Raw genomic sequence first — 22,581 nt, 5'->3', positions numbered from 1 at the left:
GCCCCTTCGCAACGGCATCGCACCGTTTCACCAGACCGGGCGCCACGGCGGGATCGTGTCTCCAGCCAACGCGCGGATCACCGCCGCGAGTTCGGCGCGCGGAACCTGCCGGCCGGCCTCGTGAAGCTGCCCCGTCAACCGCGCCTCCAGCTCATGCAGGATCCGGCCGGCCACAGCAAGGTGCTCGTGCGCCTTGTCGGTGAGGACGACGAGTTTGCGGCGGCCGCCGGCAGGGTGCGGTCGCCGCTCGACGTAACCCCGCCTCTCCAGATCGTCGATGATCTGGCCGGCAGCCTGCTTGGTGACCCCGAGCTGCTCGGCCAGCTCGCTGCTCGTCGCACCGGAACCGCGTAGCGCCTGGAAGACCAGGCCATGCATGGGGCGCAGGTCGGCGTAGCCGACGGCGTCGAGACGGTTCACGAACTCGGAGAGGACGAGCTGGAAGGCCATGCCGAGCAGGAAGGTGAGTTCGGCGCGTTCGAGGGGGTCACGGTTTTCCACCGGGTCATCTTGACACACCTGAATAAAGCCACTTTACTCAGCGCAAGTAAAGTGGCTTTACAAAGAGGGGTGTACATGTACGTGGTCAGCGAAAGCGAGCAGCGGACGACCAGGACGCCGAGCGGTTCGATGTTCGGTCTGGCTGCCCCCAGCCAGGGCAGCACCGAGGTCAGCACCTGGCGAGTGGAGATCGGCGCGGGCTCCGCCACGCCGGTGCACGTCATCGACCGTGAACAGGTGTGGATGCCTCTGTCGGGCGAGTTCGAGATCGAGGTGGAAGGCAGCACGGGGGAGGCCACGACCGGTCAGGCCGTCATCGTGCCCGCCGGCGCGGTACGGCGGCTGAAGGCCGTGGGTGGCCCGGCGGAGGCCCTGGTCGCCATGGCCGTGGGCGGCAAGGCGATGCTGCCTGGCAGCGAGGACAGGATCCCGCTTCCCTGGGCCGAGTGACTCCTGGCCCGTCGACGGCCCGGCCAGGCCCCCGATCGTTCCGGCGGCCCGTTCGCCGTCGAGGCCGCGCAGCAGGTGTGTGACCGCGCTGGGCCGCAGGACGGGAACACGACCAGGGTGGCACGGCCTGGCAGGTGCGGACGGCGTGGTCCTGGACGAGGCGCGCAGGCGCGGTACCTCACCGGATCGCTGGACATGTTCGAGAACGAAGGGGTGGACACCGCACTGTGATTCACCTGCGAGCGGTTACAGCAGGCTCGGGGAGCCAGACCTTGGCCCGTACGGTGTCGCCGGATGCTCGACGAGAAGCGCTGGGAACCGAAGAAGGTGGGCCACACGATGGCAGCCAGATACAGGCGCAGTTGATGTATCAAGACCCAGCCCCGGCAGCACCCCGCCTACAACCGCGATCATCCGTCAGGACGCGTGCGGACCGACGGATGATCGTCGCTCAGAGTGCCCCGCGACCAGCGGGACCCGTGGGGCACTCGCCGAAGGCCCGGCCGACGCCGGAGCGGCGAAGAGCTTGGCACGCGGGGCCCGCGGAACCGGGTAACGTCATTGTCATGTTCTTCCAGACACTGATTTACGAGCGGGAGCGTGACGGGCCCCCGCGCTGACGTCCTGCGACGTCGCCGCGCCCATCCCCCTACCGACGAATCCGTAGATCACTTCACATCGCCACCGGGAGAACCCATGACCGACAGCAAGAACATCAACAACCCCGTGGGCCAGGGGGGCGGCCAGCGCAAGAGGCAGTCCCGCGCCGAACGGCAGAACCACGGTCCGCACCGCAACTTCGACCGCAGCAGCGCCGCCGACCGGAAGGCAGAGCTGGTTCGCAAGATGCGCGAAAAGACAGGCGCGGCTGAGGCCGCCGGGCAGTCGAGCGACAACAACACCGCCCAGAGCTGACGCACCGCCGCCACAAGGCGGCACCGCACGGCCCCAGGGGCCCGGACCGCGCGACACGGTCCGGGCCCCTGGGGCCGTATCGGGGCACTGGTGCCTCGTCCCGGCGCTGATGCCGTATCGCGGCTCTGCTCTCGTACCGGGCACCGTCGACCCGCTGGTAGGCACTGGGCGGCATGCCGTACTCCGCGCGAAAGGCGGGTCCGGCCCGCGAGGGTCCGCACCCGCGGAACGCGCGTGGCCCCGCGTTCGGACATCGCCAGGACGACCGCGGTCAGGAGCTCCTCGCGGTCCAGATGGCCCGCACCCTCGACCGAGGCGCCGTGCAGTCCGGACAGCAGGCCGGTCAGGACCGGATCGGTCAGGACGGGGTCCGTGACCAGCGGCAGCGGCGTGGCACCGGTGTGCCGGTCGGTGGCGTCGGCGGGTATCTCGCCCACCGCGGACGGGCCCATGCGCGCGATGCGTCACTGCGTGATGGCCTCGCTCCCGCCGGCGGCTGTCCGGCCAGGCACACCCGGGCGTCGTTGCAGCGGCTTCAGGCCCGGCCCGGCCGGGCCGCTCTCCTCGGCCGACTGCGCTGCCCGGGGCAGGATCAGCCGGTGGCGGACCTGCGGGCGGTGGCCGTGGCGGCGTTCGGGTGGATGGCGAAGACCTGGTCCAGGCCGACGATGCGCAGGATGCGGGTGGTGTTGGCGGGAACCGCGGCGAGGGCTATGCGGCCGCCGTGTTCGATGGCCAGGTTCCGGGCGGACAGCAGAGCGCTGATCCCGCTGGAGTCGCAGAAGGCCAGGCCGGCCAGATCCAGGACCAGCAGTTGCCCCGAGGCGAACGGCAGGTCGTCCACGGCCTTGCGCAGTTCGGGCGCCGTCTCGTGGTCGAGGTCACCGGTGATCTCCAGTACGGGACCGGTGACGGCTTCGCGGGTGGTGATCGTCAACGGTCTCATGTCAGACCTTCGCTCCGGGGGTCGGAAGGGCGGCGGGCACGCCGAGGGCGAGTAGCGCGGTGTCGTCGTCGAGCCCGTCGCCGAAGGAGGCGAGCAGTCCGCTCAGGGCGGTGATCAGAGCCTTCGGCCCCGCCGGCGGCTGGGCCGCGGTGAAGGCGCGCAAGGCGTCGTCGCCGTAGAGCTCGCGATCGGGTCCGGTGCGGGCTTCGGTCAGGCCGTCGGTGTAGAGGAGCAGGGTGTCTCCGGGCAGCAGCCGCGCACGGGCGGCTGTGAACGAGGCCTGGGGCAGGACACCGACGAGCAGCCCGCCCGGAGTGGGCAGGTAGTCGGCGCTTCCGTCCGCGCGCTGGATCAGCGCGGAAGGATGACCGCCGGAAGCCAGGTGCACGCCGAAGTGCCCGTCGTCGGGTTCCAGGACACCGAATATGGCGGTGCAGTAGCGGGTGTCGCCGCTGGTGTACCGATCGTGCAGCACCGTGTTCAACGTGTTCAGCACGGTGACGGGGTCGGCGTCGTGCAAGGCGGCGGCGCGCAGGGTGTGGCGGGTCAGAGAGGTGACCGCGGCGGCCTGGGGGCCCTTGCCGCACACGTCGCCGAGGAAGAACGCCCACCGGCCGCTCCCCACGGGGAACAGGTCGTAGAAGTCGCCGCCCAGGAGATCCGGGGAGGCGGTGTGGTAGTAGGAGCCGGTCTCCAGGCCCGGAACCTCGGGCAGTTCGGGGGGCAGCAGGCTCTGCTGGAGAACGGCCAGCGCCTCCTGGAGCCGGATGCGGTCGGCCTCGGCCTGCCGGCGTGCTTCCTCGGCCGCCTTGCGGCCGCGCAGCAGCTCGGCCTCGTACGCGCGGCGCTCACGGGCGTCGAAGACGGTGGTGCGGATCAGCATGGGCTCGCCGTCCTCGCTGGTCTTCACCTTCGAGGTGACCAGCGCCGGCATCCGCTGCTTGCCGGCGGTCTTGATGTCCATGGCTATGCCACTGACCTCGCCCTTCATCTGCAACAGCGGCGCGAAGTGCGTCTCGTGGTACAGCTTGCCGCCCACCGTCAGCAGATCGGCGAACCTCATCCGGCCCACGACACGGGACCGCTCCAGGCCCAGCCAGTCCAGCAGCGTGGTGTTGATCTTTGCGATGGTGCCGTCCATCAGAGTCGAGAGGTACCCGCACGGCGCCTGTTCGTACAGCTCCTCGGCGCTGTCCTCCAGCAGCGATGTGAACACCGCGTCCGTGGCGTCCACGTCCTGCTCCTCCCCCGGCTCGGGCGCCGACTGGTCGGTGCGGCACATCATCAGGCCGCTCCCATGAAGTCGGTGATCGCCGCCAGGGTGGCCTGCGGCGCGCTCAGCTGCGGGCAGTGCCCCGTCGCCTCCAGGGTCACCAGGCGGCTCCCGGGAATCGCGTCCCGGACGAAGGCACCGACCTCCCGGGGAGCGATCACGTCCTGCCTGCACTCCAGGATCAGCGTCGGCACCGTGATCGTCTTCAGATCCTGGCGGCTGTCGGACAGGAACGTCGTGCGGGCGAAGACCCGGGCCATGTCCGGGTCGGTCGCGCAGAACGAGGTCGTCAGCTCCTGGCCGAGTTCCGGCCGGTCCGCATTGCCCATGATGACCGGGGCCATCGCCGCCGACCAGCCCAGATAGTTCGACTCCAACGACTCCAGCAGCTCGTCGATGTCCTCGGCGCTGAACCCGCCCCGGTACTCCTCGTCGTCGATGTAGCAGGGCGAGGGCGCGACCATGACCAGGCGGGACAGGCGCTGCGGCGCCTTCGCCGCCGCGAGCACCCCGACCATCGAGCTGACCGAGTGGCCCACGAACGTCACGTCCCGCAGGTCCAGTTCCTCACAGACGTCCAGCACATCCTGCGCGTAGCCCTCCAGCGAGCTGTAGCGCCACTCGTCCCAGGCCGACGGGTCCGCCCGGCCTGAACCCACGTAGTCGAACAGCACCACCCGATAGCTCTCAGCCAGCGCGGGAACCACCAGACGCCACATGTTCTGGTCACAGCCGAACCCGTGAGCCAGCAGGAGGACCGGCCCGTCCGCACGGCCTGTGACGGTGACGTTGTTCCTGCGACGGATATCCATACCCGCCAGTTTCCCATCCACCGTCCCGCCCCAGGCAGGGGGCCCTGCGCCCGGGCGCCCCTGCGTTAGGCCAAGATCAGTGGCTCGGCACGCAACCCCTGCGTCCGCATCAGCGGGGCCGGTCACGGCCCTCTCCGCAGTGCCCTCCTCGACGGAACGTCCCTACGCGCGTCGACGGAACGTTCCTACGGGCGCGAGGAGCACCGGGGCCTGATGGTCAAGGGTCGTTGACGCCCCCAGGGCAGTCAGCGGCACATCTTCCGCCGCCGATCACCGACGTCGTCCATCGTCGCTCGGCCGGGGAGCCCCGTCCAGGAACGGTACGTCCCCGGCCTTGCCGCGGATATGTCAGGTCAGCGGGGCGGGAGCCTGGGCACCGTAGAACGTGAGCGGGGGCCAGCCCTTCGACTCTGCGATCGCCGACAGTGCGTTGGCGACCTCCAGGGGAGTGATCTCCTGCGCCGAGGGATAGCCGTTGGGCCAGTCCACCCGGACGCTGAACGTCATTTCCATCATGAGGTCCGATTCGGCCATGCTCGCGCTGGTCTCGAACTTGGTCCCCGGTGCGAAGACCGCCGGCGCTTGTGTCGCCTTCGTGTCGTCGGCCTCGGCAGTTCCGGCCGAAGCGAATACGGCCCCCGCCGCCGCCGTCCCCGAATATCCCAGCAGCGAACGTCTGGACATGTTCGACATGTGGCCCCCTCTTTTTGAAGAGCTCCCACCCCTCGCGGGAGCCGAAAGCGATCATATGAACGGCTCCTCGGCGGAGGGGCAGCTTCCGCCGAAACGAGAGAAGAGACCAGGCCACGTGTAATGGCGGCAAGCCGCTACCCCTGCTCGTCGGCCACCGCACGGGCTGTGAACCTGTATGCATATGCCGGTTCCACCAAGCGCTCCGCAGCCCACGCCCCTTCGCCAAGGAGGCTGTGGCCGCCTCCCAGAACGACCTCACATGCGTCGGAGCGCGAAGGCACAGCAGCCGCTCCTACCGACCACAAGCGATCGGAACGGGTCTCGCCTGCATCGATGCCGACCCTGATGGCAGCCGCGTGGTGCACCCTCGTGGCGTGCTGTCAGGGCCCCTACTCGTAGCTGTCGTATGCGGGCTTCCCGGCCGGCCTGTAGGCGCCGACGACGGTGCCGCTCTTCGTCGTCGAGACACCCACCGGCTCCAGAGCGGTGGGAACCGTTCCGTCGGCGAACAGCCGTTTGCCGGTGCCGATGATCACCGGGTGGATGGTCAGCCGGTACTCGTCGACCAGGTCGTGCCGCATGAGCGTCTGGGCGAGGTCTCCGCTGCCGACGACGTTGATGTCACCGCCGTCGGACGCCTTCAGCTCGCGCACGGCATCGGCGACGTCGCCCTCCAGCAGGGTGGCGTTCTCCCACTCCAGGGACGTCAGGGTCCGGGACGCCACGTACTTGCGCATGCTGTTCATCCGCTCGGTGAACGGGTTGCCAGGATCCGCGGTCGGCCAGTACGCCGCGAAGATGTCGTACGTCTTGCGGCCGAGCAGCATCGCGTCGGAGTTCTCGTACCAGCCGGCGATGGCCTCGCCGACCTGGTCGTCGGACACCGGCTTCTGCCAGCCGCCGTGCTCGAAGCCGCTCTCGGCGTCCTCGTCCGGACCGCCCGGCGCCTGCATGACGCCGTCCAACGACAGGAACGTACAGACGATGATCTTACGCATGGTGTGCTCCTTCGTGTCGATGGGTGGACTGTGCGACCGCCGGAAACTCATCGGCGGGGCCTGGTCAGCGTGGCAGGAGCTGAAGGGATCGTTCCACGGCCGCCGGCGTTCGTCGTGGCCCTTCGCCCGGGACCTCAGGCGTGGATCGGGAAAGAGGCCTGGAACGCCAGGCGTTCGTCGGCCGCGTCGCCGATGCGAGCGAGGATCTCGTCCAGCGCGATGAACTCTTCCCATGCCGCCCGGCCCGTCGCCCGGGCCAGCCGGGCCACGACGAGATCCTCCAGTTCAGGGACACGCTTGTTCTTCCAGATCTTGTCGGCGAGGCTGACCAGCAGGTCCTCGAAGTCGACCTCCGCCTCCGCCCATGACGCGTGGGTCGCGGCGAAGCGCGCGAACTCCGGTCCGATGCCGTGGCCGAGCAGAAGCGCCTGCCCTGCCTCCTCGTGTGCCGACCCGGGACCGCCGAGCTCGTCGAGGTGCACCGTCTTTCCTATGTCGTGCGTGGCGGCCCCGAAAAGCACTGCGTCACGGTCGAAGATCACGGCGGGGTAGCGCTCTTGCATCCAGCCGACCAGCCGGCGCGCGACGTCATGGACGGCGCGCAGGTGCGCTGCCAGCCGTGGTGGGCTTCCCAGCCGCGTCAGAAGTTCAGCGACACGGTCCGGCAGAGGAGACAGGGGCGGATCGACAGCGCCGCTTATCGCTCTCGTCAAGAGGGTGTCGGCCATCACCGCTACAGGGTACTGACCCCGCCCTCCTCCCATGGCCACACCGTGGTTCTCGCAGCGAACACGAGATCCTGGAGCTGCGTGATCGGCAGGCGGGGTCATCGCAGGCGCCGAGGGCGGTTCGCCGCTCGGTGCGGCTGAGCGCCTGGCGACCCTGCGCGAAAAGGCGCAGCTCACGATGCGAGTCTCGCCACAGGACAGGGCACCCCGGGCCGGGTGGACGGCGTCGAGGAACGATCAGGCCCGCCGTCCCGCAAGCTGGGGGACGTCCCCAAGGTTTTGAGGCTGTCGGCCAGGTGCGTCCACTGCCGCGGGGCAGAAGCACCGTCGCCCGAAGCGAGCGGGACGAGCTCATCTCGCGCATCCCGTGGAACATCGTGCTGCTCATCGGCGGGCTCCTCACCTGCGTCGGCCTGATGCAGGAGCTGGGCGCCTTCACCCGTATCAGTGAGCTGCTGCTGGGCATCACCGGTGGGCCGATTCTCGGCGCCGCGGAGCCCGATGACCGTGGGGGCTCTCTTCCGGCAACTCCTGCGGTGCGGGCTGGTGTCGGTGGTCGCGGGCCGCGCTCTGGCTTGCTTGGCCTTCGGGTGGTGGTGACCGGCGCAGAGGGATGAGTCCACGGCTCCGCTCACCGGCCCTGGTCACCTGGCACGGCAGTAACAGCGGTGGTGCCACAACGTCCACGACCGTGCACCCCGTGGGCGCGGGTGCCACTGGGGGCGGGTGCGATGGATCCGGCCTGAGCGCCGTGCATCGCCTGCGGGCATCGCGGGTCCCTGCCCGGTGGGCAGGGACCCGCGACATGGAACAGAGGGGAGCCCGGGGGCCTGCCCCTACGATCAGCGTCCTGGCCGGCGCCGCTCATGGCCTGATGCCGGTCGAAGAACCGGGCTCACCTCAGGTGTCCGGTCGCAGGAACCGGACCTACTTCAGGTGGCGGTCGTAGAACCGGCCTCCGTCCTCCATCTCGAACCAAGGGGTCCCGATGTGTCCGCCCATGTTGGCGTGCAGCGTCTTCTCCCTGCTGCCGAAGGCGTCGAACAGGTCCAACGCCCGCTGCCGGGGGTTCCCTTCGTCGTCCCACTGCAGCAGGAACAGCAGCGGAACCGTGAGCTGCCGGGCCTCCTCGCGCTGCGCGCGGGGCACATAGCCCCCGGCGAAAAAGCCGGCAGCCGCGATGCGCGGCTCTGCCACCGCCAACCGGATGCCGACGGCAGTCCACCCCGAGTACCCGACCGTATGGCCGATCTCGGGCAACGACTGGAGTGTGTCCAGGGCGGTCTGCCACTCCGGGACCGCCTTTTCGACCAGCGGGCTGATCAGGGACTCGAAGAGCTCGTCGACCGGCTCGCCCGCCTGCATCGCCCGGCGGAGGTCGGCACGTGCCTGCTCGTCCGCGGCGGAACGGGGCCGGTCCCCGCACCCATGGGCGTCGATGGTGGCCACCGCGTAGCCGTACGCCGCCGTGTGCCGGGCCCGGGCCACCAAACGGGACGCGCTTTTGGGCAGGCCGTTGTTGTGGGCCATCAGGATCAGCGGAGCCGGTGCGGATCCAGGCGTCCACAGGGTGCCGGGGATCTCGCCGATGGTGAATTCGCGTTCGAGGATGCCGTCGTCGAGGCACTGCTCGGATGTGAAGTGCATGGTCGTGTCCTTCGGGAGTGCTGTGAATACGGCGCTCCCGGACGACCTACCGCCCGACCGTGACTCCGCAGGAGAGCACCCATGTCGATACTGCGTTCACGGGTACCACCTCCTCGTTCTGTCGCACGGCCTACGGAAACGTAGCAGCGGCCACCGTGGTCCGCCAATCAGTTCCGAGGGGTTTTCCGGACCGGTCGCCGGTGTACGGCGTCGGCGATGACCGCGGTGACGAGCTTGTTGACAACTGCCGGGGACGGGGCGTCGCGGTCCGCGTGGAGGAGGTGCCCTCCCCCGACCAGGGAGAGGGTGAGCGAGTCGATGTCGGCGTCGGCCGCGATACGGCCCAGGTCACGCTCGTCGGCCAGGTAGGCGGAGACCGCGGTCGTGGCTTCGGCCAGGATCGCGATGCCGCCCCCGGGCCTCGCCTGCCGGAGTCGCGCGCGCAGCTCGTCCCGAAAGGTGATGAGCGGGATGATCGCCACCGGAATCGGGCCGAACAGGGCGGTCAGCGCGGCGGTGAGGTTCTCGGCCACCGTGCCGGTTCCCGCAGACTCACGGAGCTCACCCGCCTGCGCCTCCAGCTGCGCGGCCCGGTCGAGCACGAGGGCGGCGAGGAAGGCGTCGAAGTCGCTGAAGTGCCGGTGCAGAACGCCCTTCGCGCAGCCCGCTTCGTCGGTGACGGCCCGGCTGGTCAGGCCGTTCGGTCCGTCCCGCAGGAGCACGCGTTCGGCAGCGTCGAACAGTTGCTGTCGAGCGTCACGAAGGTGCACTCCTGTCGGCACTCGCAAACCTTTCCCGTGCACCGGCATGCCGGCATCCGTTGCCTAGTGGGCATGCGCCCACTAAGGTGGGCGCATGCCCACTGTACCGCGAGGCCAACGGGTTCCGGCCCCGTCGGAGCCGCACGAAGTCAGGCGTATGGCCGAGTCGTTCGGCGTGGACGCGCAACGCTACGACGCAGCCCGGCCCGGCTATCCCGACGCGTTGGTGGCCCGGATCGTCGCCAGGAGCCCGGGGCCCGACGTGCTCGACGTCGGCTGCGGCACCGGCATCGCAGGCCGCCAGTTCCAGGCGGCCGGTCGCACCGTACTCGGCGTGGAACCGGATGCGCGCATGGCCGACTTCGCAAGGGCCCGCGGTCTGACGGTCGAGGTGGCGGCGTTCGAAGCCTGGGAGCCGGCGGGCCGGACGTTCGACACGGTCGTCGCCGCCCAGTCGTGGCACTGGGTGGATCCGGCAGCCGGGACCAGGAAGGCAGCGCGTGTACTGCGCCCAGGTGGCCTGCTCGCGATCTTCGGGCACGTGTACGAGCCACCTGTCGAGGTGGCCGAACCCTTCGCCGCTGCCTACCGGCGGGTCGCTCCCGACTCGCCGCTCAACGGCCGGCCTGCCCGGAATCCCCTCGCCCTCTACCAAGCCGGATACGCGAATTTCGCCGACAGAATGCGCGAGACGGGTCAGTTCCGCGAACCCGAACAGTGGCGCTTCGACTGGCAGCAGTCCTACACGCGCGACCAGTGGCTTGAGCTGCTGCCCACCACCGGCGGCCTCACCCAGCTGCGTCCGGAGCAACTCGCCGACGTTCTGGGCGCGGCAGGGAGCGCCATCGACGCCCTGGGAGGACGCTTCACGATGGAGTTCACCACGTTGGCCACCACCGCCGTACGCGTCGGCACCGCCTGAGCCGAAGCCCGGTCCCTGCCGAAGCCCTGGGAGCCCGCGGTCCTGGTGGGCGCCCTGCCCGGTGCGCGGAGCCCGGCGCCCCGCGAGGGACGGCCGACACGGTCCACCGGATCACGCGTGCTCGGGCAGATCCATGAGCGAGAGGCCGCCGGGTCAGCGCGGTGGCCGCCCCGTACGCCCAGGTGCGCCTAGATGGCCCGCTCCCCCGCCCTCACCCACGCGGCGAACTCCTCGATGCCGTCGATGAGCGCCTCGAAGCGGAAGGAGTGGAACAGGTCGAAGGCGTGGTGCGCGCCCGGCATCTCGACGTACACGACCGGCGATGTGGAGACGGAGCGCAGGGCGGTGACAAGGGCCTTGGGGTTCTCCGTGTCCACCAGTTCGTCCAGGTCGCCGTGGGCGATGAGGAACGGCGGAGCGTCCGCCCGGACAAGGTTCACCGGCGAGGTCGCGGGGTCCCCGTCGAAGTACACCCCGAGATAGCCGTTCAGAGCTATGGCGGCGCTCACGGAGGTGTCCGCGTCCTCGAACCCGGGCTGGTAGCGGCGTTCATTGGGGATGAGAGCGGCGAGCGCCGCCATGTGCCCGCCTGCGGAGCTGCCCGACACGAACACGGCGGCAGCGGGGCCGGCGCCGTACTCCTGAGCGTGCTCGCGCGCCCAGGCGATCACCTTCTTCGCGTCGATCAAGTGAGCGGGATGTGAAAAGGCGGGCCGTAGACGGTAGTTGGCGCTGATGCAGACCCAGCCCTGGCCGGCGAGGCGGTAGAGCAGGGGAAGTGACTGGGTGTTCTTCCTGCCTTGGTCGTAGTGGCCACCATGGAAATGGATCAGCACGGGGCCGCCCGCGGGGCGGGAGCGGTGGTGGTACACGTCGAGGAGGTTTCGGTGGCCCGCGTCCCCGTAACTGAGGTTGCCCACCCGCCTGACGTCGCGGCGCCGGCGGAAGACGGGCCTCAGCAGAATGCGCGCCAGTGGAGGCCGGCGGCGCGTGCCCGTACCGGCGCCGAGCGCTTCGCCCAGGGCGAGCTGGACGACTCGCGCGGTCCGCATCCCGCGCAGGGCGACCACCACGAGCCCGGCGGCCGCAGCCGCGGCGACACCGACGACCACCGTGTCGGCCGTCGTGGCGATGTCCCCCTCCGCGAAGGCCAGCGCGGTCGACGCGCCCAGCGCGTAGATGACGAGGAACGGCATCTCGTTGAAGACAAGACCGAGCCGGTAGCTGAAGTAGAAGAGCGGCTTCGGTCCGCGGATGCGGACCAAGCAGAACACCACGATCAGCACAGCCAGCAACACCGTCGTCAGATAACCCGCCGCCATCAGACCCCCCCCCAGCTCGACCGACATCTCTAAAGTACCCCATCTGTGGTACCACAGATGGGGTACTTTAGGGAGGTGAACAAGGAGAGACGCGATCGCCTGGGCGATGCCGCCATCGAGGTACTGGCAGAATCCGGCAGCAGAGGCCTGACACATCGGGCCGTCGACGCCACTGCGGGTGTGCCGCTCGGGACGGCCAAGAACTACTTCCCCACCAGGGATGCGCTGTTGCGGGCGAGCACGGAGCGCATCATCGAGCTGTACGCGGCGATCCCGAGGCCCGTCCCCGCGGATCGGGCAGGCCTCGCCGACCTGCTACGCACGCTCCTGGAGCACGCGGAGGGACCCGGCCGCGTGCGGGTGCGCGCGCTCATGGAACTGCAACGCGAGGCGACACGCGTCCCTTGGCTGGCGGCACCGCTCGACGCCTTCGCCGCCGCCGACTTCGCGTACTTCGAACAAGCGCAGCGCAGCGCAGGCCTGCCCGTGAGCCGGCAGCGGGCCGCCGCCGTCACCATGGCCCTGCACGCCGCACTCCCCCACCTGGTGGCCGACGCCCCGGCCACGCGGGCGGCAGCCGGACTCGACGACATCGCCGGGTTCGTCGACGACCTCCTGGTCACGGTGTACGGGGAAGCGTGACATCACCCGGCCCCTTCACGTCGTCGGCCGCCCTTGCCGGTGCCCGCTCGGTCGCGTACCCGAGGAGCAGCGGTGGGGCCCGGGAAGCGGTCGCCGCGGTGTCGGCCTCCGCCTCACCGTCGAGGCCGAGTTGCCGGGCATGTGTCACGTGGACGGACCGGGTGCCGAGGTTCGCCGGGTACGGTCCCGCTGCGCGATGGCCTCGGCAACTTCTTGGACCGCGCGACGAAGGAGGTCGCCGTAGGGGTCCTGCGGCAGAGCGCACGCCGTCGCCCGGGCCTCCTCGATGTGCTCGGTGGCCGCTTCGAAGGAGCCGAGACGGCGGTAGTTGTCGGCCAGGTTGAGGTGCAGGGAGGGGTAGAAGCCGGCGATGTGCAGTCCGGCCTGGTGCTCCTGGACGCGCTGCTCGGTCACGGCGTCGGCGGCGTCCAGGGCCCGGACGTCCCAGGCGAGGGCCTGGGCGGGATCTTCGTAGAGGTCTGCGAGGTGGTGGGCGAGGGAGCAGCGGTGCAGCGGGTCGCCGGTGACGCCGATCGAGGACCACAGGTCCAGAAGTTTCCGGCGGGCGACGACGGGGTCACCTGCGTGGCCTTCGGCGACAGCTCGGCCTATGGCTTCCATGGTGGGGTCGGAACTGACGGGTGCGGTGGTCATGGTGTTCCTCGTCGTGTCAGGCGGAGCCGTCGGGCTTCGCGGGGGGCTTGATGGGCATGGCAAGGGTGGTGAGATCGCCGCGGTCGGCCGAGCGGATCGTCACGGGCTGGTCGTGTCCCCTCAGGTCGAGCATGACGTCGGGGCCGATCGCCGTGCTCACGGCGGGATAGAGGGTCGTCAGCTCGAACCAGATGCGGAGGGCGGGGCCGGTCACCGTAGCCGGGAGCGGGGTGGAGAGCTGATCGCCGTCTGCTCCCGCGACGCCGACCGTGCGGTCGGCGATGTGCAGCGCCGTTCGCCGGCCGGGGTGGTCCTGCAGAGCCCGTAGGAGCGATTCCTTCGAGACCGTGGCACGTGTGGAGACCGCACCCAGTGACGCGAGCACCAGGCGATGGTCGGGATACGCGTCGGGCAGCAAACGGCAGTACCGGTCCTCCCCGTCCTCCACACGGAGCCAGATCCCGTGCGGCACGGCTTCGAGCCGCACCAAGGCACTGCGGCGGATCTCTGCGACCGCGATCCGCAACTCGTCGCCGGCCACCGTGCCGGCCCAGCTCTGCTCCGGTGGTTCGGCCGGCATCAGGGTCCGGGTGGAGAGGCGGTAGCGGTCGGTCGCGGTCAGGGCGACCGCCTCATGGCTGGTCTCGACACGCAGACCGCCGAGCACCGGCGTAGCAGTGTCGTAGGCGGACGCGGTCAGGGTCTGCTCGACCGCGTCCGCCAGCACGGGGCCCCGCAGCGCGACGATCGGCAGACCTGGTTCGTTGCTGAGCGTCGACCTGATGACGGCGGCCTTGCGCTGTGCCGCTGCCGCGTCTGCGACCACGTCGGACACATGCTCGTCGAGCAGCCGGAGTGCCTCTCGGGGCGTGGAGCCGAGCACCGCTTCCACACCCGCCAGGGGCATGGCGATCTCGCGGAGCCGACGCAACACGGTCGCAGGCTCCACCTGGTCGGTGCCGTAGTAGCGGTAGCCCGTGACCGGGTCGACCTCGGCGGGGGGCAACAGCCCGGAGTCGGCGTAGAAGCGCAAGGCGCTGGAGGTCAGACCGGTGCGCTGGGCGAAGATTCCGATCGGCATCAGCTCGAAGTTCGGCACCTCGCCATCATCGGGCTTCACCCAACTCGAAGGTCAACAGCGCTGGGCCGAGGCACCGCCTGACCACCGGCGACAAGCAGGGGGTGCCCGGCCGGTCGCGGTCGTCGGTGGTCCGGCATGATGAACGGGTGAGCACCATCATCGAGTTCTTCGCGGCTCCGGATGACGCGTCCGCTGCTCGGGTTCTCCGGACCGGGCCGCACCGCGTCTTCGCGTCGCTCTCCTTCGGCAACTTCGATCCCGAGGAAGCTGTGATCGAGTGGGAGTGCCTTCTTGCCGGCGGCAGCTTCGAGGAACTCGTCGATGCCGGCGAGCCGCGGTTCGTCGCCGGTCAGGACGATGACGGGTGCGTCGTCTTCGCGATCTCGACTCGCCTGGCCGCAGCACTCACCGGGGCTGAGCGGTCGGTCGTGCAGGACGCCGCTGCCGCGTGGTCCTTGCGGCGCGCGGAGGACGGGGATGTTCTGGATGCGGACATCGCCTCCGTGATCCTGGGGGACCTGACTGATCTCGTGAGCAGCGCCCGAGCCCAGGGACACGGCGTCTACTGCTGGACCGCTTAGCGCTCACGTCCGGAACCCGTCGGGAGAGTGCCGCAATGGTGGTGCCGAACAAGGTACGGGCGCCCCCCACGCAGCATGTCTCGACTTGCACAGAATCGCTCGCGCCGGTGACCGTCCCGCTCGGTGCAGTGGTTGCTTCCGGACCGTTACCACATGCCTTTTCCGGCTCCGTTCTGTCCCACCGTCCGGCTTAACGCAGCGGCATGTCGAGTTCCGTGGTTTCGGGCGTTGCTCATCCTGTGGTTCGTGACGCGAAGCGCTGCGAGAAGGGATGCGCGTTTCCTTCGCAGCCCGGTACCGGCCCACCGTTACTGTTGAGCAGTAGCGCAGTTCTCTCGGCCACAGGGAAGGTGTCGTTGGTGAACGGCGCGGAAATGGCGCGGACACGCGTGCTGGGAAATCTGATCGCTGCCAGTCACCTGATGACTCTGGAGCAGTTGCCGGGCACGGTGGCGTCGCACGCTGCTCGGGCAGGCTGGCCGGGGGTACTCATCTATGTGGCCGACCTGCAGCAGGAACGGCTTTACCTGCTTTCCGGGAATGTCGACGTCAGTCGCTACGGCGACGATGCGCCCACAGAGTTGGCCATTGAGGGAACCGTGCCCGGGCGGGCCTTCCAATTGGGAATGATCGCTCCGGCCTCCGCGGCGACGACGGGACAGTGGTGGGTCCCGCTGCTGGACGGCGCCGAGCGCCTGGGTGTCCTTCGCGTGGGTTTCGCGGGCTCCGGGGTCGAGGTGGACGAGGATCTGAACCAGCTCGCCGGACTCGTCGCGCTTCTTCTGGAAAGCAAGCGAGGGACGAGTGACTCGTATTCCCGTCTTGTCCGGCGCCGCACGATGAATGTCGCGGCCGAGATGGAGTGGCACCTCATGCCGCCCCGGACTTTCGCCACGGACCGTGTTCTGATCAGCGCTGTGATGGAGCCGGCCTACCAGGTCAGTGGTGATGCCTTCGACTACGCCCTGGCGGGAGAAGTCATGCACCTTTCCGTGTTCGACGCCATGGGTCACGACACAGCAGCCGGGCTGACCGCGAATCTCGCCCTGGCCGCTGCTCGCAACTTCCGGCGTCAGGGTGCCGACCTCCTGCAGACCGCTGAGGGAGTCGCGAAGACTCTGGACGAGCAGTTCGCGGGGTCCCGCTACGCCACGGGTGTCCTGGCCGACCTTCACCTGTCCACGGGCGTCCTGACCTGGACGAACTACGGTCACCACCCCCCGGCGGTCATCCGTGGGAACCGGACGGTCGTGCACCTCTCGTGCCCGCCCGCTCCCCCCATGGGGTCCGGGCTGGGTGTGCCCGGCGTCCTGGCCCGCGACCAGTTCGAACCGGGTGACCGCCTGCTGCTCTACACCGACGGCATCACCGAAGCGCGCAACGGCACGGGGCAGGAGTTCGGCCTCGCTGGTCTGACCCACTTCCTCATCCGCCACCACACCGACGGCCTGCCTGTACCGGAGACCTTGCGCCGCCTGATCAGCCACCACCTGGAATATCACCACGGCCGCCTTGAGGACGACGCCACCGTGCTCCTCCTGGAGTGGCACGGCCCTACTCCTTACCAGCCCACCCAGTTGCAGGCATTGATGGGGCTGCCCCCCACCACCGCACCGGAAACCATCGCCGACGCATGGCGGCAGCAGCCGGCGGACGGTGACGCCGGCTGATCGCGGACATCCGAACGGCGGCACAGAGGGCGCCCCACTGCTTCGTGAGGCGCCCTCCGTGCTTTCCCAGGTCCGGTCGTCGAGCGGCGCTCCGTGCCGCGCGGCAGGGAGGCCGCACCGGCCGCGCGGGGAGCCCCGGCGCGAAGGACGGGCTCAGCGGGTGACGACGTGGCGTTCGTTCGGGACGCAGTGGGTCATCGTGAGCCCGGTGACGTCCCGGGGCGGGTTCTCGCCGAGGCGGGCGAGCCGCTTGCTCTCCTCGTCGCTGAGGTTCTGGGTGGCGAGCGGCGGCAGGTGCTTGACGTCTCCGGGGGCGATGCCCAGGCCCTCGCCCACGCGCAGGCCCAGGTCGGTCTCCGCCATCAGGCAGTGCCACACCATGCGTTCCTGGACCGGACGGGTGCACTGCGCGAAGAGGTCGGTGAAGTTCTTGACCAGGTCGTCACGCTCCCACTGCTCCATCAGCTGATAGCGCTGGCCGGCTTGCAGGTAGTCGTTCGTGCGCGGCAGCCTCGCGCGGGTGAGGCGGCCGTGGATCGTCGGCCCTTGTTCGTCGTGCGTCGGATACTCGCCTTCCCGGAGGCCTCCGGTGATCGACGGTTCGTAGTTGACCTCGGGGTTCTCACCGCCATGGCTGTTGTCGTAGGCCATCTGGCCGTCCCGCTGGTTCGTGGCGACCCGGGCGTGCTTGGCCTGGTTGACCGGAAGCTGGAGGTAGTTCGGGCCCACTCGGTACCGCTGGGTGTCGCTGTACGAGAAGGTCCTGCCCACCAGCATCTTGTCGTCGGAGAAGTCGAGCCCGTCGACCAGGACACCGGTACCGAACGAGGCCTGCTCGTTCTCGGCGAAGTAGTTGTCCGGGACCCGGTTGAGGACCATGCGCCCCACCGCACGCGGCGGGAAGTCCTGTTCGGGCCAGGTCTTCGTGTCGTCCAGCGGGTCGAAGTCGAGCTCCGGGTGTTCGCCGTCGGACATCATCTGGACGACCAGTTCCCACTCGGGGAAGTCGCCCCGCCCGATCGCCTCGTACAGGTCCTTGGTCGCGTGCCCGAGGTCGGCGGCCTGGACGTTCGCCGCGTCCTCCTCGGTCATGCTCCGCACGCCTTGCTTCGGCATCCAGTGGTACTTGACCAGCACGGTGTCGCCGTCGCCGTTCACCCACTTGTAGGTGTTGACTCCGAAGCCCTGCATGTGGCGATAGTCGGAGGGGATACCGCGCGGGCTGAACAGGTTCACGAGCATGTGCATGCTCTCGGGGGTCTGCGACATGAAGTCGAAGATGCGCGCCGGCTTCTGCTCGTGGCTCACCGGGTCGGGCTTGAGCGCATGGATCACGTCGGGGAACTTGATGGCGTCCCTGATGAAGAACACGCCGAGGTTGTTGCCGACGAGGTCCCAGTTGCCGTCCTCGGTGTAGAACTTCACCGCGAACCCTCGCGGGTCTCGCGCCGCCTCGGAGGAGTCCCTGCCGCCGATGACGGTGGAGAAGCGCACCGCTACGTCCGTACGCTTGCCCGCTGCGAACAGCTTGGCACGGGTGTACTGGCCGATCGGCTCGTCGCCCCACTTTCCGTACGCCTCGAAATAGCCGTACGTGGTCACTCCGCGTGCGTGAACGACACGCTCCGGAATGCGCTCCCGGTCGAAGTGACTGATCTTCTCCAGAAACTGGTAGTTCTCCAGAGTCGCGGGCCCGCGCGCGCCGACCGTGCGCTGATTCTGGTTGTCGTAGACCTGGTGTCCCTGCCGGTTGGTCAGCACCGGGCGCTTTTCGTCTTCGCCGGGCTTCACACTTTCGGTATCGGTCATGGCCTGTACTCCCTCTCCATGCGGTCCGTGTCGACCGACTGTTCCCACCTGGAGCGGGACGGAGAGGAAATACGAGCGGATGTCCGCCATCTGCCGCCGATAAGGAGCCGACTGGCCGTCAGGCAGGACGGTCGTTCATTCGCCTGCCGCGTTTGGCCGAGCCATGAAGGTGCATGCCGGCGCCCCTGTCAGGACGAAGGCGGTCCCGTGCCGGGGCGCGCGTACATGCGTTCCGGAAACCTGGTGCCGACCTTCCCGGCGGCAGGTCAGTGGTGGCCGTGCGCGGTGTCGGAGGCTCCACTGAAGAGGCGGGCCACAGCGCGGAAGGGAAGGGTCACAACGGTTGCGATGGCTCCACCGATGGAACGGAGAACGTCAGCGACTGCCTTGAACACGGGATTCCTCCTTTTCGGTGTCTCGACCTCTCTGCGGTGCCGAGATCAGGTTCATCCGGCTCGTACCCCCGTGCGATTCGAGGAAACCAGGCGTTTGTGCGTAGCTTCCTCGCATCGGGGTCCGGTGAATGTCCTCCTCCCACCGCAAGGCGCATCCATCGCTTTACCGACGGAGAAAGTGCCGGTTCCTGCCGGCCCCTCCCCTCACCGGCGCACAACTGCCGGAGCTGGGGTAATCCGGTTCTTTTCCTGAGGGCAGAATGCGGCCGCCGAAAGGACCGGCGGCGTACGGGGTCACCGCCGGGCGGGGGTGGCGGGCGCGGGGGGCCGTACGGCAGGATGCGGCGGCAGATGATCGGCAGCGACGGGGGCCCGGGATGACGACGACGGACGGCAACGAGATCACCGAGGCGATCGAACAGTTGCGCACGCAGCTGGCCGAGGCACAGGAGTACGGCAAGGACGCCCGCCTCCAGTTCCACATCGCCGAGGTGGAGATGGAGTTCCTCGTCGAGGTACGGAAGGACGCCGGCGGGTCGGGCGGTGTTCGCCTCGGCGTGGTCAAGCTCGGTGCCGACGCGAAGGTCTCCCAGGGCACGACCCATCGCCTGCGCCTCAAGCTGGACGTGCGCGACACCCTGACCGGCGACTCCGCCACCGTCTCCGGCCGGCGGTGAGCGCTCCGCGGGCCGGGGGTGCGCACGACGGGACCGCTCCGCTCCACCCGGGGCTCGTCGCGGTCACAGCGGGCCCGGCGGATGCCGAGGGGCGCAAGGAGTTCTCGTCCGGGCGACTGCTCACGCCCCTGCTGGTGCTCACCTCGCGGCACGGCGTGACGTTCGCTGACGGCCGGCCTCGCCCGGACATCACCGTCAGGTCGGTCATCGGGGGCCGCGGGGCCGTGCGCCTCGCCGATCCGGTGCCGTGCACGGTCGCGCGGCAGGGGGACGCGGCGCTCGACGCGGCGCTGCTTCGTCTCGCCGTCGAAGGGCCGGACGCCGCCGGTGCACACGGTGTTCCCGAGCCACGCTGGGCCGAGGTGGCGGGCACCGAACCGGTCGCCGTCGCCGTCACCGGCATGTCCGCGGCAGCCGCGCGCAGCACCGGCGACGGTACCGAGACCGAGACGGTGCGCGGCGTCCTGGACCCGCTGACGTACACGCGCAGCGACCGTTACGCCGTCGACGTGTCCACCGCCTGGCCCGCAGGCTGGGATCAGTGGTCGGGCATGTCCGGCAGCGCGGTCGTCCACAAGAGCGGCGCCCTGCTCGGCGTCGTCGCCTGGAGCGACCGGCCGTACGAGGGACGGCGGCTGACGGCCGTCCCGGTGCGGGCTCTGCTCGCGGACCCCGGGTTCCTGGCCGTGCTGCGCGAGCTGACCGGCCGTGAGCCGCTGTTACGTGCGCTCGACCCCGAACGCCCGGTGGAATCCGTCCGGTTGCCTGCCGGGCCGGGGCCGGCGGCCGGGGTGCGCACGACGCTGAAGGCGCCGCCGCGCAGAATCGTGGACCGGGAGGCCGAGCGCCGCCGCTTGCCCGAAATGGTGGCAGGGAACCTCACCGGCCGGCCCGAGCTGGTGCACGCCATCGTCGGGATGCCGGGCGTCGGCAAGTCCGCCCTCGCCCGTCATCTGGCCCACCAGCTGGCTTCCGACTTCCCCGACGCTCAGTTCGAGCTCGACCTGTACGGCCACACCCCCGACCGGGCTCCGCTGGACGCGCAGGCCGCGATGGAGGCTCTCCTCACCTGGGCGGGAATCCGCGGCGACGACGCACCGGATCTGGAGGCGAAGGCCGCGCTGTGGCGTAACTGGCTGCACGGCAGACGTGGCCTGCTGCTGCTCGACAACGCGGCGTCGCTGGAGCAGGTGGCGTGCCTGCTCCCGGGCGACGACAGCAGTCTCGTCCTGATCACCAGCCGGATGGCGTTGCACGATCCCGACCGCATCACGCTCACCGAGCTCGACATCCTGCCCGCCGACGAGGCGGTACGGCTCCTGGTGGCAAGTGCGGGGCTTCCCGCGGAGGAGGCGGCGGATCCCGCTCTGGAGGAGATCTGCCGGGCGTGTGGGTTCCTCCCGCTGGCCGTGCAGGCGGTCGCCGCCCGGCTGCGCTTCGAGGAGCCGGAGGACCTGCTCGCAGCCATGCGGGAGGCGGCGTCCCCCCTGCTGGAGATACCCGATGCCGACCGGCGGGTCGGCGCCGCCTTCGAGGTGTCCTGGCAGGCACTGGAGGCGGCCGACCCTGCGCAGGCCCGGCTCCTGAGGGTCCTGGCGATGCATCCTGGGTCCGAACTGGAGGCCGAGGCGTGCGCGGCGATGTCCGGTACGACGGCGCGTGAGTGCCGTCGCAGGATGGCCGACCTCGCCGCGAGGCACCTGCTGCAACGCCAAGGACGGGGGCGCTTCGGTTTCCACGATCTGTTCCTCGCCTATGCCCGGAACCTGGCGGTCGAACAGGAGCCGCAGGAGCGCTGGGACGAGGCACTCGACCGGCTCTTCACGCATCTTCTGAGCCGGGGCGAGGCGGAGCGGGACGCGCTGGCCTCCGGTACGGGCGAACCTGGTGCCGCTCGGGCCTGGCTGGAGAAGGAGCGCACCAACCTGATCGCCGTGACCGTGGCCGCCGTCGAACGCCGCTCCCCGCATGCCAGGCGTCTCGCCGCGCTGGCGCACGCTGTCCTGGGCAGGCTCGGTGGTACCACCGAACTCGCGAGGATCTGGAGCACTATGAGGGACGCCGCCGAGACCGACCACGACCGTCCGAGCCGCGCCGACGCTCTGCGCGGGCTGGCCGACACCGAGCGTACGAAGGGCGACCTGGCCGCCGCCCGGGACAACTACCGGGCCGCCGGTGATCTGTACGAGGCCCTGGGCGACCGGCGGGGACAGGCGGACGCGTTGTGGGGCCTCGCCGAGACGGAACGCGCCCGCAGTCGCTACGAGGACGCGCACGAGCTCCTCACCGGGGTTCAGCACATCTACGAGGAACTCGACGACCGGGCCGGCCTGGCCGACACGTTCTGGGGGCTGGCCAACGTCAGCGTCTCCAGGGGGCGCTACAAGGAGGGCGCGGAGAAGTTCCGGCGCGCGCGTGAGCTGTACGCCGGACTCGGCGACCGCAGGGGTGAGGCACAGGCGACGCGGGGCCTGGCAGACATCGCGCGCAACCAGGGCAGGGGGGAGGAGGCGCACGAGGGCTATCTCACCGCGCTGGCGACGTACGAGGAGATCGGTGACGTGCGCGGACAGGCTCAGTCGTTGCGCGGCCTCGGGCACGTGGCCCGGGTGGGCGGACGGCACGAGGAGGCCGCCGCCCTCTTCGTCCGGGCCTGCGAGCTGTCCCGGCGTATCGGCGACCGGCGTGGGGAGGCCGACATGCTGCGCGGCCTCGGTGACGTGCAGCGTCTGCGTGGCGACTACGCGGAGGCCCGCGAGACGCTCACCCGGTCCGCCGGGATCCATCGCGATCTGGGCAACGCGGGCGGCCTGGGCTTCACGCTGCGGGCCCTGGGCGACACCGAGCACGCCGAAGGCCGCCCGGACCGGGCGCGAGCCGCCTACGAGGAGGCGCTCGCCGCCTTCGATCGTGTCGGCTCCCGCCGCGGCCGCGCCGACGTCCTGTACGCGTCGGCGGGCGTGCTGCCGTCCGGCGCCGAGGCACGGGCCGCGTACACGGAAGCACTCGGCATCTACGAGGAACTCGGCGCGGACAGCACAGCCGCCAGGTGCCGCGAGCGGCTGGCCGAACTCGACGGGCGCTCGCAGCACGGGGGGTGAGGC

Annotated in this window: 23 protein-coding genes; 9 read left to right on the top strand and 14 right to left on the bottom strand. The window is 69.8% G+C overall.

Features of this window, described 5'->3' with window-relative positions; translation table 11 throughout:
• Window positions 1-27: 27 nt before the first annotated feature.
• A complete protein-coding gene (locus tag ACFYQ6_RS09330; RefSeq protein WP_361576955.1) occupies window positions 28-501 on the bottom strand; it encodes a MarR family transcriptional regulator in 474 nt (157 codons plus the stop codon).
• Between the two features lie 75 nt (window positions 502-576).
• Here ACFYQ6_RS09330 and ACFYQ6_RS09325 point away from each other — a divergent pair, with 75 nt between their 5' ends.
• Window positions 577-951, top strand: a complete 375-nt coding sequence (locus tag ACFYQ6_RS09325; RefSeq protein ID WP_388761994.1) for a cupin domain-containing protein — start codon at window positions 577-579, stop codon at window positions 949-951.
• Window positions 952-1,647: 696 nt separating this feature from the next.
• Window positions 1,648-1,866: a DUF6243 family protein gene (locus ACFYQ6_RS09320; RefSeq protein ID WP_361576949.1), complete on the top strand. Its 219-nt coding sequence runs from the start codon at window positions 1,648-1,650 to the stop codon at window positions 1,864-1,866.
• Between the two features lie 592 nt (window positions 1,867-2,458).
• Here ACFYQ6_RS09320 and ACFYQ6_RS09315 read toward each other — a convergent pair.
• The 6 genes from ACFYQ6_RS09315 to ACFYQ6_RS09290 form a co-directional block, all read right to left on the bottom strand.
• Window positions 2,459-2,812 (bottom strand): STAS domain-containing protein, encoded by a 354-nt coding sequence (locus ACFYQ6_RS09315; RefSeq protein WP_361576946.1) that lies wholly within the window; start codon window positions 2,810-2,812, stop codon window positions 2,459-2,461.
• Window position 2,813: 1 nt separating this feature from the next.
• Complete coding sequence (locus ACFYQ6_RS09310) at window positions 2,814-4,097, bottom strand: PP2C family protein-serine/threonine phosphatase (protein ID WP_388761990.1); 1,284 nt, start codon at window positions 4,095-4,097, stop codon at window positions 2,814-2,816.
• Complete coding sequence (locus tag ACFYQ6_RS09305; protein WP_361576943.1) at window positions 4,097-4,897, bottom strand: alpha/beta hydrolase; 801 nt, start codon at window positions 4,895-4,897, stop codon at window positions 4,097-4,099. The genes ACFYQ6_RS09310 and ACFYQ6_RS09305 overlap by 1 nt, the downstream gene beginning before the upstream one ends.
• Before the next feature lie 348 nt (window positions 4,898-5,245).
• Entirely contained in the window at window positions 5,246-5,590 is a 345-nt protein-coding gene (locus ACFYQ6_RS09300; protein WP_361576940.1) for a hypothetical protein, read from the bottom strand.
• Between the two features lie 389 nt (window positions 5,591-5,979).
• Complete coding sequence (locus ACFYQ6_RS09295; protein ID WP_361576937.1) at window positions 5,980-6,588, bottom strand: dihydrofolate reductase family protein; 609 nt, start codon at window positions 6,586-6,588, stop codon at window positions 5,980-5,982.
• Window positions 6,589-6,722: 134 nt separating this feature from the next.
• A complete protein-coding gene (locus tag ACFYQ6_RS09290) occupies window positions 6,723-7,316 on the bottom strand; it encodes an HD domain-containing protein (protein WP_361576934.1) in 594 nt (197 codons plus the stop codon).
• Between the two features lie 377 nt (window positions 7,317-7,693).
• On the opposite strand from ACFYQ6_RS09290, the gene ACFYQ6_RS09285 reads away from it, so the two are divergent.
• A complete protein-coding gene (locus ACFYQ6_RS09285) occupies window positions 7,694-7,933 on the top strand; it encodes a hypothetical protein (RefSeq protein ID WP_388761986.1) in 240 nt (79 codons plus the stop codon).
• Between the two features lie 310 nt (window positions 7,934-8,243).
• Here the strand turns inward: ACFYQ6_RS09285 and ACFYQ6_RS09280 are convergent, their stop codons facing one another.
• Complete coding sequence (locus ACFYQ6_RS09280; protein ID WP_388761983.1) at window positions 8,244-8,963, bottom strand: dienelactone hydrolase family protein; 720 nt, start codon at window positions 8,961-8,963, stop codon at window positions 8,244-8,246.
• Window positions 8,964-9,130: 167 nt separating this feature from the next.
• The gene (locus ACFYQ6_RS09275; protein ID WP_361576925.1) at window positions 9,131-9,745 is read right to left on the bottom strand and encodes a TetR/AcrR family transcriptional regulator; all 615 of its coding nucleotides are present in this window, start codon (window positions 9,743-9,745) and stop codon (window positions 9,131-9,133) included.
• Window positions 9,746-9,818: 73 nt separating this feature from the next.
• On the opposite strand from ACFYQ6_RS09275, the gene ACFYQ6_RS09270 reads away from it, so the two are divergent.
• The gene (locus tag ACFYQ6_RS09270; RefSeq protein ID WP_388761979.1) at window positions 9,819-10,646 is read left to right on the top strand and encodes a class I SAM-dependent methyltransferase; all 828 of its coding nucleotides are present in this window, start codon (window positions 9,819-9,821) and stop codon (window positions 10,644-10,646) included.
• Between the two features lie 188 nt (window positions 10,647-10,834).
• On the opposite strand, the gene ACFYQ6_RS09265 is transcribed toward ACFYQ6_RS09270, so the two are convergent.
• Window positions 10,835-11,995: an alpha/beta hydrolase gene (locus ACFYQ6_RS09265; RefSeq protein ID WP_388761976.1), complete on the bottom strand. Its 1,161-nt coding sequence runs from the start codon at window positions 11,993-11,995 to the stop codon at window positions 10,835-10,837.
• Between the two features lie 48 nt (window positions 11,996-12,043).
• Between ACFYQ6_RS09265 and ACFYQ6_RS09260 the strand changes: the two genes are divergently transcribed.
• Entirely contained in the window at window positions 12,044-12,610 is a 567-nt protein-coding gene (locus ACFYQ6_RS09260; protein ID WP_361576919.1) for a TetR/AcrR family transcriptional regulator, read from the top strand.
• Window positions 12,611-12,754: 144 nt separating this feature from the next.
• Here the strand turns inward: ACFYQ6_RS09260 and ACFYQ6_RS09255 are convergent, their stop codons facing one another.
• Together ACFYQ6_RS09255 and ACFYQ6_RS09250 are read right to left on the bottom strand one after the other, a co-directional pair.
• Window positions 12,755-13,264, bottom strand: a complete 510-nt coding sequence (locus ACFYQ6_RS09255; RefSeq protein WP_361576916.1) for a hypothetical protein — start codon at window positions 13,262-13,264, stop codon at window positions 12,755-12,757.
• Between the two features lie 16 nt (window positions 13,265-13,280).
• Window positions 13,281-14,345 carry a MerR family transcriptional regulator gene (locus ACFYQ6_RS09250; protein ID WP_388762245.1) on the bottom strand — a complete coding sequence of 355 codons (1,065 nt, stop codon included), beginning with the start codon at window positions 14,343-14,345 and terminating at the stop codon, window positions 13,281-13,283.
• A 146-nt stretch (window positions 14,346-14,491) separates the two neighbouring features.
• Between ACFYQ6_RS09250 and ACFYQ6_RS09245 the strand changes: the two genes are divergently transcribed.
• Both ACFYQ6_RS09245 and ACFYQ6_RS09240 read left to right on the top strand, forming a co-directional pair.
• Complete coding sequence (locus ACFYQ6_RS09245) at window positions 14,492-14,926, top strand: hypothetical protein (RefSeq protein ID WP_361576913.1); 435 nt, start codon at window positions 14,492-14,494, stop codon at window positions 14,924-14,926.
• A gap of 374 nt (window positions 14,927-15,300) precedes the next feature.
• Entirely contained in the window at window positions 15,301-16,596 is a 1,296-nt protein-coding gene (locus ACFYQ6_RS09240; protein ID WP_388762242.1) for a PP2C family protein-serine/threonine phosphatase, read from the top strand.
• A 153-nt stretch (window positions 16,597-16,749) separates the two neighbouring features.
• Here the strand turns inward: ACFYQ6_RS09240 and ACFYQ6_RS09235 are convergent, their stop codons facing one another.
• Complete coding sequence (locus tag ACFYQ6_RS09235; RefSeq protein ID WP_361576910.1) at window positions 16,750-18,405, bottom strand: catalase; 1,656 nt, start codon at window positions 18,403-18,405, stop codon at window positions 16,750-16,752.
• A gap of 266 nt (window positions 18,406-18,671) precedes the next feature.
• Window positions 18,672-18,800: an LPFR motif small protein gene (locus ACFYQ6_RS09230; protein ID WP_356741351.1), complete on the bottom strand. Its 129-nt coding sequence runs from the start codon at window positions 18,798-18,800 to the stop codon at window positions 18,672-18,674.
• Window positions 18,801-19,177: 377 nt separating this feature from the next.
• Between ACFYQ6_RS09230 and ACFYQ6_RS09225 the strand changes: the two genes are divergently transcribed.
• Window positions 19,178-19,477 carry a trypco2 family protein gene (locus ACFYQ6_RS09225; RefSeq protein ID WP_356741349.1) on the top strand — a complete coding sequence of 100 codons (300 nt, stop codon included), beginning with the start codon at window positions 19,178-19,180 and terminating at the stop codon, window positions 19,475-19,477.
• On the top strand, window positions 19,474-22,578 hold the full coding sequence (locus ACFYQ6_RS09220) for an ATP-binding protein (RefSeq protein ID WP_388761970.1): 3,105 nt from the start codon (window positions 19,474-19,476) through the stop codon (window positions 22,576-22,578). Before ACFYQ6_RS09225 ends, ACFYQ6_RS09220 begins: the two co-directional genes overlap by 4 nt.
• Window positions 22,579-22,581 lie beyond the last annotated feature (3 nt).

It is taken from the genome of Streptomyces sp. NPDC005494, assembly GCF_042872025.1.
In the GTDB taxonomy this organism is placed as follows: Bacteria; Actinomycetota; Actinomycetes; order Streptomycetales; family Streptomycetaceae; genus Streptomyces.
The sequence above is the reverse complement of the archived record's forward strand: the minus strand, read 5'-3'. Positions and strand labels throughout refer to the sequence as shown.

Coding starts and splice junctions, on each gene's coding strand:
- ACFYQ6_RS09325 (WP_388761994.1), top strand. CDS start 577: ATGTACGTGGTCAGCGAAAGCGAGCAGCGGACGACCAGGACGCCGAGC.
- ACFYQ6_RS09320 (WP_361576949.1), top strand. CDS start 1,648: ATGACCGACAGCAAGAACATCAACAACCCCGTGGGCCAGGGGGGCGGC.
- ACFYQ6_RS09315 (WP_361576946.1), bottom strand. CDS start 2,812: ATGAGACCGTTGACGATCACCACCCGCGAAGCCGTCACCGGTCCCGTA.
- ACFYQ6_RS09310 (WP_388761990.1), bottom strand. CDS start 4,097: ATGATGTGCCGCACCGACCAGTCGGCGCCCGAGCCGGGGGAGGAGCAG.
- ACFYQ6_RS09305 (WP_361576943.1), bottom strand. CDS start 4,897: ATGGATATCCGTCGCAGGAACAACGTCACCGTCACAGGCCGTGCGGAC.
- ACFYQ6_RS09300 (WP_361576940.1), bottom strand. CDS start 5,590: ATGTCGAACATGTCCAGACGTTCGCTGCTGGGATATTCGGGGACGGCG.
- ACFYQ6_RS09295 (WP_361576937.1), bottom strand. CDS start 6,588: ATGCGTAAGATCATCGTCTGTACGTTCCTGTCGTTGGACGGCGTCATG.
- ACFYQ6_RS09290 (WP_361576934.1), bottom strand. CDS start 7,316: ATGGCCGACACCCTCTTGACGAGAGCGATAAGCGGCGCTGTCGATCCG.
- ACFYQ6_RS09280 (WP_388761983.1), bottom strand. CDS start 8,963: ATGCACTTCACATCCGAGCAGTGCCTCGACGACGGCATCCTCGAACGC.
- ACFYQ6_RS09270 (WP_388761979.1), top strand. CDS start 9,819: ATGCCCACTGTACCGCGAGGCCAACGGGTTCCGGCCCCGTCGGAGCCG.
- ACFYQ6_RS09265 (WP_388761976.1), bottom strand. CDS start 11,995: ATGTCGGTCGAGCTGGGGGGGGGTCTGATGGCGGCGGGTTATCTGACG.
- ACFYQ6_RS09255 (WP_361576916.1), bottom strand. CDS start 13,264: ATGACCACCGCACCCGTCAGTTCCGACCCCACCATGGAAGCCATAGGC.
- ACFYQ6_RS09250 (WP_388762245.1), bottom strand. CDS start 14,345: ATGCCGATCGGAATCTTCGCCCAGCGCACCGGTCTGACCTCCAGCGCC.
- ACFYQ6_RS09240 (WP_388762242.1), top strand. CDS start 15,301: ATGGCGCGGACACGCGTGCTGGGAAATCTGATCGCTGCCAGTCACCTG.
- ACFYQ6_RS09235 (WP_361576910.1), bottom strand. CDS start 18,405: ATGACCGATACCGAAAGTGTGAAGCCCGGCGAAGACGAAAAGCGCCCG.
- ACFYQ6_RS09225 (WP_356741349.1), top strand. CDS start 19,178: ATGACGACGACGGACGGCAACGAGATCACCGAGGCGATCGAACAGTTG.